The sequence below is a fragment of the Niallia circulans genome (assembly GCF_003726095.1).
In the GTDB taxonomy this organism is placed as follows: Bacteria; Bacillota; Bacilli; order Bacillales; family Cytobacillaceae; genus Niallia; species Niallia circulans_A.
In genome coordinates, this window is sequence record NZ_CP026031.1 from 5,145,104 (window position 1) to 5,160,547 (window position 15,444).

The following is a 15,444-nucleotide window of genomic DNA, read 5'->3' on the forward strand; positions in this document are numbered from 1 at the left end:
ACAAAGAGTAATATTAATGAATATCTTTTTTCTTGAACCTGCCTCCGCGAACTTCCGAGATGTTGGCAACGGCAAGAAAGGCAGCAGGGTCCAACTCTTCGATAATTGTTTTAAGTTTTGCTTCTTCGAGACGGTTAATGACACAAAAAATTACTTTTTTCGTGTCACCAGTATAGGCACCTTCGCCCTTTAGATATGTAACGCCACGCCCAAGCCTTGCCAATATCGTTTCTCCGATGATTTCTGAATGATCGCTAATAATCCAGACCGATTTTGATTCATCTAGACCAGCTATAACAATATCAATGACTTTAAAAGCGATAAAATAGGCAATTAATGAATACATGGCCCGATTCCATGAGAAAACAAATCCAGCACTAATAAAGATGAAGACGTTAAAAAACATAATGATTTCGCCAACAGAAAAGGGGCTTTTTTTACTGAAAAGGAGAGCTAATACCTCTGTTCCATCAAGGGAGCCGCCGAAACGGAGGACAATTCCCACGCCAATGCCGAGGATAATTCCGCCAAATACCGTTGCGAGAAGTAAATCCGATGTAAATACAGGTACATCATGTAATAATATCGTAGTAAGAGAAAGGACTGTGATGCCTAGCATAGTGGAAAGAGTAAAAGTCTTGCCAATTTGCTTGTAGCCGATGTAGAAGAAGGGAATATTGAGTAAAAAGATAAAATAGCCTAATTTCGCGCCAGATAAATGGGAGAGAATGATAGAAATTCCGACAATTCCTCCATCTAATATTTTATTAGGAACAAGAAATTCCTCGATTCCTATTCCCATTAAAATACTGCCGATAATAATGAAAAATATCCTCTTTGCTAAAACTCTTTTCGGCATAATCCTATGCTGTGGTTTTTCTAAGATAGCCTCTGTTTGAAAATGTGATGACTCCATCGTTAATCCCCCCAAATTCTATGTAATAATCCTGTATGGTGAAAATAGTGATAATTCTATTTTATCATAATAGTTTTGAAATATAGCTAATCAATGCTCTGCATTTAATAACATATTTTTATTTAAACCATCCTTTTCTTTTGAACAATATAAACATGCCCACTCCTATGCTCACCATAACAAATAATAGAAGGAAGTAGCCATATTTCCAGTGCAGCTCCGGCATATTTAAAAAATTCATTCCGTATAAGCCTGCTAAGAAACTTAGTGGCATAAAAATAGTTGTAATAACCGTAAGGATTTGCATAATTCGATTGGAATGATGAGAATTATAGGATAGATAACTATCCCTTATGTCTGTTGTTAATTCACGATTGGATTCAATTAGTTCACTGATTTTTAATAAATGGTCATAGATATCAGAATAATATTCTCTTTTCATTAAGAGAGCAGCCAGTTTTTCCGTATTAATCATTTGATGTAATAAATCTTTCATTGGGACGACTGTATGTCGCAAGGAAAGCAGCTGATGCCTAGTAGAAAATAATTCATCCAGCAATGCTTCCATCGTTTTATTAGTAGGATTTTCATCGATTTCTGCGAGAGAATCCTCAATTTGATAGACAATAGGAAAATAATTATCTACGAGGTGATCGAGTAGCTGATAAAGAATCGTGTATTGTGTCCATGCTGCAGTTTCCTCTTTTAGTAACATTTCTTTTACGGCATTGACTTCCACAGAGGCATGATGATGGAAAGTAACGATAAAGTTTTTGCCCAAAAAAATATTAAGCTCGTCCTTCTTCACTGTTTTAGGGTTTAAACAATGAGTGACAAAAAAGGTATAGGTTTCAAAATAATCAATTTTAGGCCTTTGTAAATTATGAAGACAATCTTCAATAGATAAGGGGTGAAAATTAAAAGGATGATGTAATTTTTCAATTTCCTCATCGATTGGCTGATCAAAGTCAACCCAAAACCATTCATAATCACCTGCAACTAGATCTTCAACGGAAAGATCAGTGAGTAGCTGCTTCTTTTTATTTATAGCGAGAGAATGAATCATATCAATAACTCCTTTATAGGTGGTGTTATTAACTAGGATAGTTCATTTTGTTAGTTTACTACAATTAAAAACCTTTTTATGCAGAAATATCGGCTGAATCGTTTGGGGTTGGTCATTTCAAATATTTCTTCCTTTAAGCTAGCAGGAAATGAAACTTGCTCATCACATCTGCTATAATAAGTAGCAAAGAAGGAATGCTAGAAAATAGGAAGTGTTAGGATGAAAATACTTGTAATCGAAGATAATGAGAGTGTTTGCTCCATGCTAGAAATGTTTTTCTTAAAAGAAGGCTATGAAGGAAAATTTATTCACAATGGAAAAGAAGCATTAGACTTTTTCCTAGAAAATCAAGACTGGGATATTATCATTATTGATTGGATGCTGCCAGGAATGGAAGGCGTTACGATTTGCCGTAAGATTAGAGAAGTTAGTTCTGTTCCGATTATTATGCTTACCGCAAAAGACAGCGAATCAGATCAAGTGCTCGGCCTGGAGATGGGAGCAGATGATTATGTAACAAAACCATTTAGTCCGTTGACGTTGATGGCTAGAATTAAAGCGGTAACGAGAAGATATCAAAAAGAAACAATGAACCAGGGTGATGATAAGTTTCTTACAACAGAGCATTTTAAAATAAGTAAGGAAACAAGAGAAGTCATCTACAATAATAAAGTAATGACTAATCTAACACCGAAAGAATTTGATCTACTTTATTATTTAATCAGTAATCCAAAACAAGTTTTCACAAGGGAACAGCTATTAGATCGAGTGTGGGGCTATCAGTTCTATGGGGATGAGAGAACGGTAGATGTCCATATCAAACGGTTAAGAAATAAGATTGGCACAAAGGAACAACCTTTTATCCATACTATTTGGGGTGTAGGTTATAAGTTTGATGAGTCAATGGTGAATGACTAAAGAAGAAAATTTATTTCCACTCTGCTTAAATCTGTTAAGGCTATTTGAATGAACAGCTAGAAGGAGAACATAGCGTTAACGAGAACCTTATGGAAAGCGAAATGTTTTAGGCTGGGGAAGCTTCAAGATTAAAATAAATACAAACCCAAACATCTCTGTACATTGTTTGGGTTTGTTTAAGTTGGTATTAAATGTTTTAGGACACAATCTCAGCCTCAGACGAAGGAGAGGGGATAGATTGTTGCACTGAAATATGCTTTGTTTGCTGTGCCGGGAAATCGGATATTTTTTTTACTTCGACGTATTTGATATGATGGTCCTCCATTTCTAAAATTTTAAAGGCGTAAGATTCGAACATAACCGTATCCCCTTCTGACGCTTCGTAATTAGAAGTGAGAATCCAGCCGCCTAATGTATCGATGACTTCATCGTTTATATCTATTTGCAGTAAAGCATTTACTTCATTTATTAGCACCTTAGCATCCAAGATATAATGATTTTCCTTTATGGTGCGCACAGTAGGGACTTCTTCCTGATCAAATTCATCCCATATATCGCCGACAATTTCCTCAATAATATCTTCCACCGTAACTAATCCAGATGTTCCACCATACTCATCCATTAAGATGGCCATATGAATACGATCTTTTTGCATTTTTAACAATAGATCTTGAATAGGATAGGTTTCAATTACACGGATGACAGGCCTTATATATGGTTTTAATGTTTTAGTCGTTAGATTTCTTGATTTAAGCAATTCTGTCATGATTTCTTTTACATTAATCATGCCGATAATATGATCTTTATCCCCATCTGTGATTGGATATCGAGTAAATTGTTCTTTTTGGATAAGGTTAAGCAACTCCTCTAATGTACTTGATTGTTCAAGAGAAGCAATTTCTGTTCGTGGAACCATAATTTCTTTAGCTATTCGATCATCAAAATCAAAAATATTATTTACATATTTAAACTCCGATTGGTTGATTTCACCGTTTTTATAACTTTCAGAGACAATAATCCGAAGTTCTTCTTCTGTATGCGCTAACTCATGCTCTGAAACAGCCTTTAATCCAAACATTCTTGTAATAATTCTAGAGGAGCCATTCAAGGTCCATATAAAGGGATAAAGCAGTTTATAAAATAGGATTAATGGTTTTGCTACCCATAAAGTAATTTGTTCTGCCTTATGAATCGCGAATGTTTTGGGAGCAAGTTCACCGACTACTACATGTAAAAAAGTAATGAAGGCGAATGCTAAAGAGAAGGATAAGACGGTTATTACTGTAGCAGGAACATGGATAATTTGTAGTAATGGTGCTAAAACGTGCTGGACTGTTTCTTCGCCAATCCAACCAATACCGAGCGCTGTAACAGTTATACCTAATTGGCAGGCAGATAAGTATTCATCGAGATTGCTAGTAACCTTTTTGGCGGAAAGGGCATTTTTACGACCTTCCTCTATAAGCTGATTAATCCTTGAACTACGAACTCTAATAATAGCAAACTCTGATGCTACAAAAAAAGCAGTCAAAGCAATTAAAATGGCTATTATAACCAAGTTAAATATGTCCAAATAAATTTCCTTATCTCGTTTACCGAGTAAGGAGTCACCTCCTGATTATTTCAGATTGAAATGAGTGAAATCTCTATCGAGTACAATCTCGTAATAAAGTTCTTTAATTTCCGCAGATAATCACAATTTTTCCAGATGCGAGAATGCTCAAGTGATTATATTTTATCAAAAGATTTAGGTTCATAAAGTAGGTCCGATGCGGAAGCTAGTATAATAATCGTTTGCATGAAAGAATTAATATGAAGTTCTTTATTTAGATAAACAATCCCATTATACCACCTCGCAATTGTTTAATTTTACTAATTATTATACGGTAAGCCAAACTATCAAGTCAAACTTGACAACGATTACTTTTTTAAATTTTCTGTCTATAATATAAATAGATAAGAAAAGCGGAATTTCATGTTAATTGTCTATTTATTTCCTAAGGTATAAAAGAGGAGGGAATAAAAGTGGTACGATGAATCGCTCTTTCACAAGAAACGACTCATCGTACGGCAAGAAGCTTATTTTTCTTCTGTTAAGTGAGCAGGTATTTTTTGAACATCAAAGGTGAAAATATGCTGTCGAATCATTTTATCAATCTTGAATAAGCAGCCATTGTATTCGATTGTTTCCCCTTTTTTTAAATTCGGATTTTGATATAAAATCCATCCACCAAGTGTATGAATATCTTCTCGATCGATTGATAGTGATAATACCTTATTTACCTCTGTTAAGGGAAGCTTGGAATCAAGAATATAGTGATGATCATTAATTTTTTGAATAAGAGGCGTTTCCTCTTCATCAAATTCATCTCTAATCTCACCAACAATTTCTTCTAAGATATCTTCTGCGGAAATTAGACCAGCTGTTCCACCAAACTCATCATGAAGAATAGCAATAGATGTTCTTTCCTTCTGCATCTTCAAGAAAACAGCTTGAATTGGAGTTGTTTCGATTATATGAATAATCGGCTGTGCATAGTCCGATAATGATTTATTTTCATAACCTTCATTTTTTAACCAGTCCGTTAGTAATTGTTTAATATGGATAAAGCCAATAATGCTATCTTTATCATCATTTTTGGTAAGTGGATACCTCGTATAGCGTTCTTTTTGAATGATATTTATTGCTTCATCAATGGATAAATGGTCTGATAAAGTAACCATTTCTGTTCTTGGAATCATAATTTCATTTGCTAGCCGGTTATCAAAAGCAAAAATACGATTAACATAGTTGTATTCAGATAAACTAATTTCTCCATTATTGTAACTTTCCTTTAGTACAATCTGCAGTTCTTCTTCTGACAAGGCGTCACTATTGGTTGTAGGATTGGTAATTCCCCATAACTTCGCCACTTGTCTTGATGATTTATTAAGAATCCATATAAAAGGATACATAATGTTATAAAACCAGATTAATGGTTTACTCACTAATAAAGAGACCTTCTCTGTAAGGATAATAGCAACAGACTTCGGAAAGAGCTCTCCAATCACTACATTAATATATGTAATAATAGAAAAAGATAAAACAAAGGCTAAACCTTGTGATAAAGCAGCTGGTACAGCCAACTCATTCATTAAAGGTTGAATCAATTTTAAAATAGTAGGTTGTCCCAACCAGCCTAATCCTAAAGAAGTAATAGTAATTCCTAATTGGCAAGCCGAAAGATAAGCATCAATATTCTCAATGATTTTTTTTACAGTACGCGCATTTTTATGTCCTTCTTCTACAAGCTGTTCAATCCTTGCAGGTCGCACACGAACAATAGAGAATTCTGTTGCTACAAAAAAAGCTGAAAAAGCAGTTAGTATGACAATTAATAGTAGTTGCATTCCAATCATAATTTCGTTCATCACCATTCTTTTGTTGTCAAAGAAGTATTAGTTTACAATTTTTTTATATCCTAAAGCTTCTATTTTCTTATATTATACCTTTTCTTTTATAAAATAAAATCTTGGAAGATAAAGAGAGGAAGAGGATTCAAGCGATTCTTTGTTAGTATTCCACTCTTAACGGGCAATAAAACGGCTTAAAATAGAAAATGTGTGTTAGTAAAACTTGCCCGTAAAGATAGTTAAGTGCAATAAACTTCCAGTAAGAGGAGAAATACGTCCTGCAGATAAAAATTTCTTTATCCACATGTATATGTGGAATAGAAATCTAATATTTGGCTGCCCATTCTCTGGCTAGCATGCTATAGGAATAAAGATCATGGAAATGGTCATAAAGAAATTCGCCATCTCTGATTATTCCTTCTTTTTTAAAGGAAAGCTTCTCAGGAATTGCTTGGCTTTTGCCATTTTTTACCCCGCATTGTATTTCGATTCTGTTTAGCTTTAAATAATAAAACGCATAATTTAAGATAGCGACAACACATTTTGTCATAATGCCATGCCCTTGTGCATCTTCAGCTAAAAAATAGCCGATGCTAGCTTTGCGACTTGCCCAATCAATTTGTTGTAATGTGACCATACCTACTAATTTACCATTAAAAAAAATACCTGCATTTAGTTCTGTTTGCTCTGTGAAAAGTTGATGCCAAATGGGAATGATGGTTTGATATTGATAAGGAGAAGTTATTTGATCCACCCATGGAAGCCATTTTCTTAAATAATTTCTATTTTTATTCACTAATTGAAATAGTTCATGAGAGTCCGTCCGCTCTAATAAACGTAATCTAATCTGTTGATCTACAAATATATTAAACAACATTGGTCATCCTTTCTAATTTTCTAAGAAGGAGATATCGTTGTATTTTATGCGTAGAAAAGAATTTGGCTCGCAAACTTTCCGATTCTTACATGAATCCACTAAAAATTAGGCATTTTACTAATTTTATTTCTGTAAAAATATTTATAAAAAAATTACAAATAAAGGCTTAAAAATGGGTAGAAATTACCGATATTAAAGACATAGAGAAAAAACTAAGTTATTATATGTGAAAGCGTTTTAAGAATATCTAAAAGTGTTGCTAAGGAAATGGCCCCTTATTATGGACGGCGGAAGAGAGGATGTTTCAAATGAAAAAGAAAGATAGTTTTAAAGTAAAATCGCTTATTGGATTTAATATGCTTATCCTTATAACTACATGTATTAGTGCTTTTAGCGGATTTTTTATTGCTAAAAACGAAAACTTGCAAGGCTTGTTTTCCTTCACTTATAGTGATTATTTAATCATAGTAGCTGCAGTAATTATTCTTACTATATTAAGCGCACTTGTTTTTAATGTGTTAATGATGGGGAAATTAAAAGCCTTATCCCGTCTTAATGACAAGGTACATAGGTTGGCACATGGTGATTTATCTGTTGAATTCAAAGATACTTCGAAAGATGAAATTGGCCAGCTGAATCGTTCTATTAGCCAATTGCAAGAAAAGTTTTCCTTTCTTGTTTCAAGCTTGAAAAATGTAAATGAAACAGGAATAAGTCAAGCAAGTGATGTATCTGTAATTGCTGAAGAAACATTGGCAAGTGCCGAAGAAATTGGTAGAGCAATGGCTGAAATTGCTGAGGGCGCTGTTAGCCAGGCTTCCGAATTAGAAGAAGTGAAAAGAGAAATAGATAGCTTAACCAATTCCATCGACAATATGGAAGGGAAAAATCAAATCATTAAGAAAGCAACTGAAAATGCTCAAGAAGCATCACATAATGGACAAAAGACCATTAATACTTTAAAAATTTGTAATGAAAATGCTAGCAAATCAACGAATGAGGTAAGTATTGGAATTAGTGGATTATATCAAAAGGTCTTAGATATCTCTAAAATTACTTCAACTATTAATAGAATAGCAGAACAAACAAACTTGCTTGCTTTAAATGCTAGTATTGAAGCTGCTAGAGCAGGTGAGCATGGAAAAGGTTTCTCGGTTGTTGCCAATGAAGTGCGTAATTTAGCTGAAGAGACCAATTCGGCTACTAAACAAATTCAAGATATGATTCAAAATATCGAGAAAGAAATGGAAAGCACGGTTATGTCCATTTATGAAACAACCAATCAAACCGCTGAATTAGATGTTGCCGTAAAGGATACGGAAAAAGAATTTACAGCGATTGCTAGAGCTGTAATTAATAGTATTGAAGCAGTGAAAGAAATGACAGTAGAGTTAAACCGAGTTGTAGAGCAAAATAATCATATTTCTAGCTCTATTGCAAAAGTATCAGAAGTATCAGAGTCAGTTGCGGCAGCAGTGGAACAAATTGCTTCTAGTACAGATGAACAAACTTCTGCTATTGGAAATGTCGCAAAAACAGCAGAAATAATGAAGAGCAGTAACGAGGAATTAAAGGATTCACTGACGAAATACAATCTAGCAAAATAATAAATAGGAAAGCCTTGTTTTCTATGGAGAACATAGGCTTTTTTTATGGTTATTTATCCTTTTTATTTACTAGTTCCTTTTTTAGGAAGTAAAGCAAATATTTAGTCAAATAAAATAGGGGATAAAAATTAATTTTAAATAACAAATAGTTTTAAATTGAAATTTGTATAAAGGAAGCTTATAATATAATAGATATGGTGTAAAATTACACATAACTAATAAGGGAATGAAGAAACTTTGACTAGAGAAGAAATTATTGAGAGTGTATCAGAAAAGATGAGATTAATACGCACAGAAGCGGGATATACCCAAGATAAAATGGCAGAGGTCATTGGCTTATCAAAAAAGACGTTAGTGCAAATTGAGAAAGGTAGGCTATATGCTGGCTGGTCGACTGTAGTAGCAGTTTGCGCACTCTTTAGAGAAACCGAAACAGTTCGCTTCTTATTTGGTAATGAACCTTTAGAGGTGTTGGAGACCGTTGCTCGTGATGGAATGGATTACCGAAAAGAGAAAACATTGGGCGGAAAAGTATGGTGGAGAGAAGTAGAAAAAAAGAACGGGTTTATTCTGCAGCAGAATATCATTAGTCAGCATTTTCGTATCATTGATGAAGATCATTTCCGGATTTTTTCTAGCTTTGATGAAAAAGAATCAAAAGATCGTTTTAAGGAACTTTTAGGGGAATAAGCACAGTGAAATGAGATATAGGCTGTTTTTAAATTAATCTTGAATACCTTACCAATTCAAGGCTAATTTAGGGACAGCCTATTTGTTTTGGAGAAAAAGGGATATCTCCGTTCCAGTTTTGCTTGCGAAGGGGTACAGAAGCATTCTCTATGCCCGAAAGAAAGAGAAGCAAAGAAAAAAAGGGAAAAGAGGACCGGTCTCTGTTACCGAAAGAAAGCAGAACAAAGAAAAATGGGAACAGAGAAGCACAGCCTCCCGCCTTGCAGATAAAGTTCCTTACACAAGTGAAAAGGAGGGGCATCAGCCTTTATAATGGAATTTCTTTCCGTCTGCAGACCGACGAAGAAACCATCGGATGTATGTTCTTAATTCAATGGATGAAAGCTAAAATGAACTCATCAACTAAAGGATGAGGGATAATAGATGAAGAAATTTGCAGAAATATTCAAAAATGCGAGCTTTACTAGACTTTTTATTGCCAATGTCACTTCTCAGATGGGCAGTGTTATTGGTTTAACGGCTTTTATGTTTTATATTCTCGATCGGTTTTCTGAGCAGCCTGCTTATGCAACAGTGACTGAATTAATGTTTTCTTTGCCAACTTTAGCTGTGTTTTTTTTAGTCGGAGTTGTAGCAGACCGAATGGACCGCCAAAAGATTGCCTATTATTGTGAGATGATCGCAGCTGCATTGTCACTATGTGTGCTAGGAGCTGTTCTTATTGGCTGGATGCCACTTATTTTTATGATGTTGTTTTTAAGAAGTGCCGTTCAAAAATTCTTTTTTCCAGCGGAACAAGGTATTCTTCAAGGCGTATTAAAAAAAGATGATTTTACAACAGCTGCAGGGTTAAATCAATTAGTGAATAGTATCTTCATGTTATTTGGTAATGCGATTGGAATATTTGTCTATTGGACACTAGGCATATATGGTGCAATCTTAGTGGATGTAGCAACCTTAACGATTAGTGGATTGCTTATTAAATCAATGAAGCTGGATGAAACTGTTCGAAAACCTAATGGCAGTCATACTTTAAAGGAATTAAATATTCGCTTTATATGGAGTGACTTTATGATTGGCTTAAAATACATTTTGACTAATAAGTTATTGATGGCATTAATATATGGATTTATTGCCTTTGGAGTGGTCAATGGTGGATTTAGCGTCATGCAGGTCTTTATTTTGAAATATAAACTAGCACCTGATAATTACGAACAAGTATCGATTTATTTTGGAATTGTCTTTGGAGCAGGGGTTATGATTGGAAGTTTCCTTTCCTCTCTTCTTGCACAGAAGGTTAAATTGTATAAGTTGATTATCACGGGCGCATTTTATATTGCCATAATGACTATTTTGGCATCTTATTCACCGAATATCTTAGTCTTCTTAACCATCTGTTTCTTCTTAGCGCTGGGGCTTCCGCTGATTAATATTGCAATAGGAGGCTGGATGCCGACGATTATTGAGCCGAAGATGATGGGAAGAGTTCAAGGGTGGATAACCCCGTTAATGATGCTGTCACAGTCTATTACATTAGGACTTATCTCTATTGGTTATCCTCAATGGTTTTCTATTGAAATAATATACTGGTTTGTCGGTGCTTGCTTCCTTGTAGTCGGTTTTTATTACAGCCTAGTATTACCTAAATTGGCAAAAGAAAAGGAGGCAAAAGACGCAATAGCTGGAAAAGAAGAAGTTCAATTAAATTATTAAAAATCTTTAATTTTCGGAATAATGGCAATTGACATTATAAAACCTACATGTTAATCTCAATTATATTGGAAAATAAATGTAGAGAAAGGAGGAGTTACCGATGAGAAGACTAAATAGACATGATGTATTTATAACTTCATATGTCGGTAACCTTCTGCTTTCTTTTTGATCATTTTAATGCGGATGTAGATGGTTGCCACTATAGGTAGCCTGTGTAGTTTTCTGTCATAAAAGAGATAGATCGCATGGTTGCGGTCTGTCTCTTTTTTTGTGGAAAAATGCTTAATTAGGTGATGGACATTTGTTTTCAAAAAATAAAGGAGGAGAAGGTAATGATTGTTATGATCAAAGAAGCAAGAAAGGCATTAAAGGACTTAGAAAGTGGCTAGTTGCAGATGAAGAGAGACAGGGGATGAGCGAATGTTTTCGATATTTTTTAAATTAAAATGGTTTTTTAAAGAACATTGGAAGAGTTATACAATAGCTATTATTCTTTTAATTTTTGTAGGGTTTATAGAAGTGTTACCGCCAAGAATCCTCGGGATGTTTATTGATGAACTAACAATTGGATCATTAACGAGCAATAAGACATTGGTCTATATACTTGGGGTAGCAGGGATCACCATAAGTACGTATATTATCACTTATTTTTGGATGTATAAGCTATTTGGTGGAGCCAATATTTTAGAATTGAAGTTAAGAAGTAAATTTATGAATCATCTATTTAAGATGACGCCAACTTTTTTTGAAAAAAATAAAACAGGCGACCTAATGGCCAGAGCGACCAATGATTTAAAGGCTGTTTCCGTTACAGCAGGATTTGGAATTTTGACATTGGTCGATTCTACGATTTTTATGCTGACGATTTTAATTACAATGGTGATTACCGTAAGCTGGAAATTAACATTGGCAGCAATTCTTCCACTGCCTATTATGGCCATTATCATGCAAATATATGGGGAAAGAATCCATAAACGCTTTATGGAAGCCCAGGACGCATTCGGTGATATGAATGATAGTGTTCTTCAGTCTATTTCAGGAGTTCGAGTAATCCGCGCTTATGTATTGGAAAAAGAAGAACAAAAACAATTTCATCATTTTACAGAAGATGTCTATAAGAAGAATTTACATGTCGCTAAAATAGATTCCTTATTTGATCCAACTGTGCGAATTCTTGTTGGTTTAAGCTATCTAATTGGACTCGGGTATGGTGCTTACTTAGTGTTTCAACAGCAGTTGACAATTGGGCAGCTTGTTACCTTCAATGTATATTTAGGAATGATTGTTTGGCCAATGTTTGCTGTTGGTGAATTAATGAATATTATGCAGCGAGGCAATGCTTCTTTAGATCGGGTCCAGGAAACATTAAGTTACAAAGCAGATGTAAGGAATCCGGAGAATGGAAAGAAAGAAGAAGTTCCTGAAATTATTCAATTCCAAGATGTGCAATTTCAATATCCATCGTCTAAACAAGAGAATCTCCGAGACATCTATTTAACCATAAGAAGAGGAGAAACAGTTGGGATTGTTGGGAAAACAGGTAGTGGAAAGACGACAATGATTAAACAGCTGCTTCGCGAATATCCGAAAGGAGAAGGGAAGCTGGTGATTAATGGGAATAGCATTGATTCCATTGATTTGCATACATTAAGAGGATGGATTGGTTATGTTCCCCAAGATCATGTCCTCTTTTCAAAAACAGTGAGAGAAAATATCTTATTTGGAAAAGAAGGTGCTGTGGAAGGAGAATTAGAAGAAGCAATTCGTCTTGCCTCTTTTGATCAGGATATCGAAATGCTTCCAGAGGGGTTAGAAACACTTGTAGGGGAAAAAGGAGTAGCTTTGTCAGGGGGACAAAAGCAACGGATATCGATTGCGAGAGCACTTATCCGTAAACCGGAAATTCTCATCTTAGATGATTCTTTATCAGCGGTAGATGCAAAAACAGAACAAAAAATTATCACGAATATAAAGCAAGAACGACAAGCAAAAACAACGATTATTTCGACTCATCGAATGACTGCTGTTCAGCATGCCGATCATATCATTGTGATGGAAGATGGCCATATTGCAGAACATGGAACACATGAGGAGTTAATGAAACAAAATGGCTGGTATAAGGAACAATATATAACGCAACAGACAAAAGTGGATGCAGATGAAGTGGAGGTGAAAGCATGACTACTGGTAAACGATTATTTCAATATGCATTGAAATTCAAAGGGATTATTATTGCTGCGTTAATCATGCTGACAATTGCTGTTATCGCCGATCTGGCTGGTCCATTTGTTGCAAAAAAGGTAATTGATGATCATATAACAGGGATTGAATCACAATGGTATCAAACAGAACCAACAAAAGAGGCAGTAAAATATAAGGGGAATTTCTACAAAAAAGCAGAATATCTTGATTCCGATAAAGAAAAGCTTGCAGAAGTAAGAATCCTCCAAGTGGGAAGACAATTTCTTTTTGTGGAAGGGAAGATTTCATTTGATGGAAGTCGCGAGTTTCATGACGGAACATTGACTATAAGGAAAGGGACAGATGCAAAAACATATCCTGCCACGCTGTTAACAAATGCGGAAGTATTTGATTTCTATAAACCCGAAATTACACCTATTTTAAAGCTGTTATCTTTTTATTTTGGATTAGTCATTATTTCTGCCATTTTCCAATATGGCCAGCACTATTTATTACAAAAATCAGCCAACCGAATTATTCAGAAAATGCGCGAGGATGTATTTGCCCAAATTCAGCGGCTGCCTATCAAATATTTCGATAATCTTCCTGCAGGTAAAGTAGTTGCTAGAGTAACAAACGATACAGAAGCAATTAGGGAACTATATGTAACAGTCCTATCTAACTTCTTCTCTAGTGGAATTAATATTATTGGAATTTATATTGCATTATTTATCTTAAATCCTCCGCTTGCGGCAATATGTTTAATTTTACTGCCGATTTTATATATATGGATGATCGGATATCGCAAATTTGCTTCCCGGTACAATCATGTTATTCGAGCGAAAATTAGTGATATTAATGGAATGGTTAATGAATCTATTCAAGGGATGCATATCATTCAGGCATTTAGCAAAGAAAAACAAACGAGAAAAGAATTTGAGAATTTAAATAACGAGCATTTTCGCTATCAAAATAAGATGCTGCGGTTAAACAGTCTTACTTCCCATAACTTAGTGAACGTGTTACGAAACATCGTATTTGTTATATTCATCTGGTATGTTGCTGGTCAGTCTTTATCAGTAACAGCTGCACTTTCTCTCGGAATGCTCTATGCCTTTGTTGATTATATAAACCGACTATTCCAGCCAGTACAAGGAATTGTCAATCAATTGGCCAATTTAGAACAAGCACTTGTTGCAGGGGAACGAGTATTTGAATTATTGGATGAAGATGGAATAGATGTGGAAGATGTTACGTTAGAAAGATATAAAGGAAATGTCACTTTTGATCAAGTTAACTTTGCCTATAAAGATAACGACTATGTGTTAAAAAATATTTCTTTTGAAGCAAAGCAAGGTGAAACAGTCGCTTTAGTTGGTCATACGGGATCAGGAAAAAGCTCGATTATGAACCTTTTATTCCGTTTTTATGATATTCAATCAGGAAAGATTAAGATAGATGGAAAAGATATTATGTCTTTTTCAAAGCAAGATCTTCGTAAATATATGGGAATTGTTCTCCAAGATCCTTTTCTATTTACAGGAACCATCGCGTCCAATGTCACCTTAAATGATCCTTCTATTTCACGAGAAACTGTGGAGAAAGCATTGAAGGATGTTGGCGCAGATAGAGTGTTAAAGCATTTAGAAAAGGGATATGATGAGCCAGTGATAGAAAAGGGAAGTACTTTATCTAGCGGACAAAGACAGCTGATTTCCTTTGCAAGAGCTCTGGCCTTTGATCCAGCAATCCTAATTCTAGACGAAGCAACAAGCAGTATTGATACAGAAACAGAACAAATAATTCAACATGCAATGGAAGTCCTAAAAGAAGGCAGAACGACTTTTATTATAGCCCATCGTTTATCAACGATTCGCAATGCGGATCAAATACTTGTCCTTGATCATGGAGAGATAGTAGAAAAAGGCAACCATGATGAATTAATGGCAAGAAAGGGAAAATATTATCAGATGTATCAGTTGCAGCAAGGGGAAAGTTTAGTAAGCTAGGAAAGTTTATCTTTATGGAGAAATAGGAACACCCGAGATTTGCCGAATTAGTTTTATATGGCAAGCCTCAGGTG

General features: G+C 34.9%; 12 protein-coding genes. 7 read left to right on the top strand and 5 right to left on the bottom strand.

What is annotated here, in order from left to right; all coding sequences use genetic code 11:
* Window positions 1–13: 13 nt before the first annotated feature.
* Together C2I06_RS24660 and corA are read right to left on the bottom strand one after the other, a co-directional pair.
* A complete protein-coding gene (locus C2I06_RS24660) occupies window positions 14–859 on the bottom strand; it encodes a YitT family protein (protein WP_371000152.1) in 846 nt (281 codons plus the stop codon).
* A gap of 175 nt (window positions 860–1,034) precedes the next feature.
* Window positions 1,035–1,982: a magnesium/cobalt transporter CorA gene (gene corA / locus C2I06_RS24665; protein ID WP_095330145.1), complete on the bottom strand. Its 948-nt coding sequence runs from the start codon at window positions 1,980–1,982 to the stop codon at window positions 1,035–1,037.
* 219 nt (window positions 1,983–2,201) lie between these two features.
* Between corA and C2I06_RS24670 the strand changes: the two genes are divergently transcribed.
* On the top strand, window positions 2,202–2,900 hold the full coding sequence (locus tag C2I06_RS24670; RefSeq protein WP_047945011.1) for a response regulator transcription factor: 699 nt from the start codon (window positions 2,202–2,204) through the stop codon (window positions 2,898–2,900).
* A gap of 196 nt (window positions 2,901–3,096) precedes the next feature.
* Here C2I06_RS24670 and C2I06_RS24675 read toward each other — a convergent pair whose 3' ends face one another.
* From C2I06_RS24675 to C2I06_RS24685, 3 genes are all read right to left on the bottom strand, one after another.
* Window positions 3,097–4,473: a hemolysin family protein gene (locus C2I06_RS24675; RefSeq protein WP_123259072.1), complete on the bottom strand. Its 1,377-nt coding sequence runs from the start codon at window positions 4,471–4,473 to the stop codon at window positions 3,097–3,099.
* A 506-nt stretch (window positions 4,474–4,979) separates the two neighbouring features.
* A complete protein-coding gene (locus tag C2I06_RS24680; RefSeq protein ID WP_235850264.1) occupies window positions 4,980–6,311 on the bottom strand; it encodes a hemolysin family protein in 1,332 nt (443 codons plus the stop codon).
* 307 nt (window positions 6,312–6,618) lie between these two features.
* Entirely contained in the window at window positions 6,619–7,167 is a 549-nt protein-coding gene (locus tag C2I06_RS24685; protein WP_095330142.1) for a GNAT family N-acetyltransferase, read from the bottom strand.
* A gap of 311 nt (window positions 7,168–7,478) precedes the next feature.
* Here C2I06_RS24685 and C2I06_RS24690 point away from each other — a divergent pair, with 311 nt between their 5' ends.
* The 6 genes from C2I06_RS24690 to C2I06_RS24715 all read left to right on the top strand — a co-directional run bounded on the left by C2I06_RS24690 (window position 7,479) and on the right by C2I06_RS24715 (window position 15,370).
* A complete protein-coding gene (locus C2I06_RS24690) occupies window positions 7,479–8,777 on the top strand; it encodes a methyl-accepting chemotaxis protein (protein ID WP_164463781.1) in 1,299 nt (432 codons plus the stop codon).
* 237 nt (window positions 8,778–9,014) lie between these two features.
* Window positions 9,015–9,467 carry a helix-turn-helix transcriptional regulator gene (locus tag C2I06_RS24695; RefSeq protein ID WP_095330140.1) on the top strand — a complete coding sequence of 151 codons (453 nt, stop codon included), beginning with the start codon at window positions 9,015–9,017 and terminating at the stop codon, window positions 9,465–9,467.
* An 82-nt stretch (window positions 9,468–9,549) separates the two neighbouring features.
* A complete protein-coding gene (locus C2I06_RS25280; protein ID WP_095330139.1) occupies window positions 9,550–9,780 on the top strand; it encodes a hypothetical protein in 231 nt (76 codons plus the stop codon).
* A gap of 110 nt (window positions 9,781–9,890) precedes the next feature.
* The gene (locus C2I06_RS24705; RefSeq protein ID WP_095330138.1) at window positions 9,891–11,180 is read left to right on the top strand and encodes an MFS transporter; all 1,290 of its coding nucleotides are present in this window, start codon (window positions 9,891–9,893) and stop codon (window positions 11,178–11,180) included.
* 420 nt (window positions 11,181–11,600) lie between these two features.
* Window positions 11,601–13,361 carry an ABC transporter ATP-binding protein gene (locus C2I06_RS24710; RefSeq protein WP_095330137.1) on the top strand — a complete coding sequence of 587 codons (1,761 nt, stop codon included), beginning with the start codon at window positions 11,601–11,603 and terminating at the stop codon, window positions 13,359–13,361.
* On the top strand, window positions 13,358–15,370 hold the full coding sequence (locus C2I06_RS24715) for an ABC transporter ATP-binding protein (protein WP_123259075.1): 2,013 nt from the start codon (window positions 13,358–13,360) through the stop codon (window positions 15,368–15,370). Before C2I06_RS24710 ends, C2I06_RS24715 begins: the two co-directional genes overlap by 4 nt.
* Window positions 15,371–15,444: the final 74 nt, after the last annotated feature.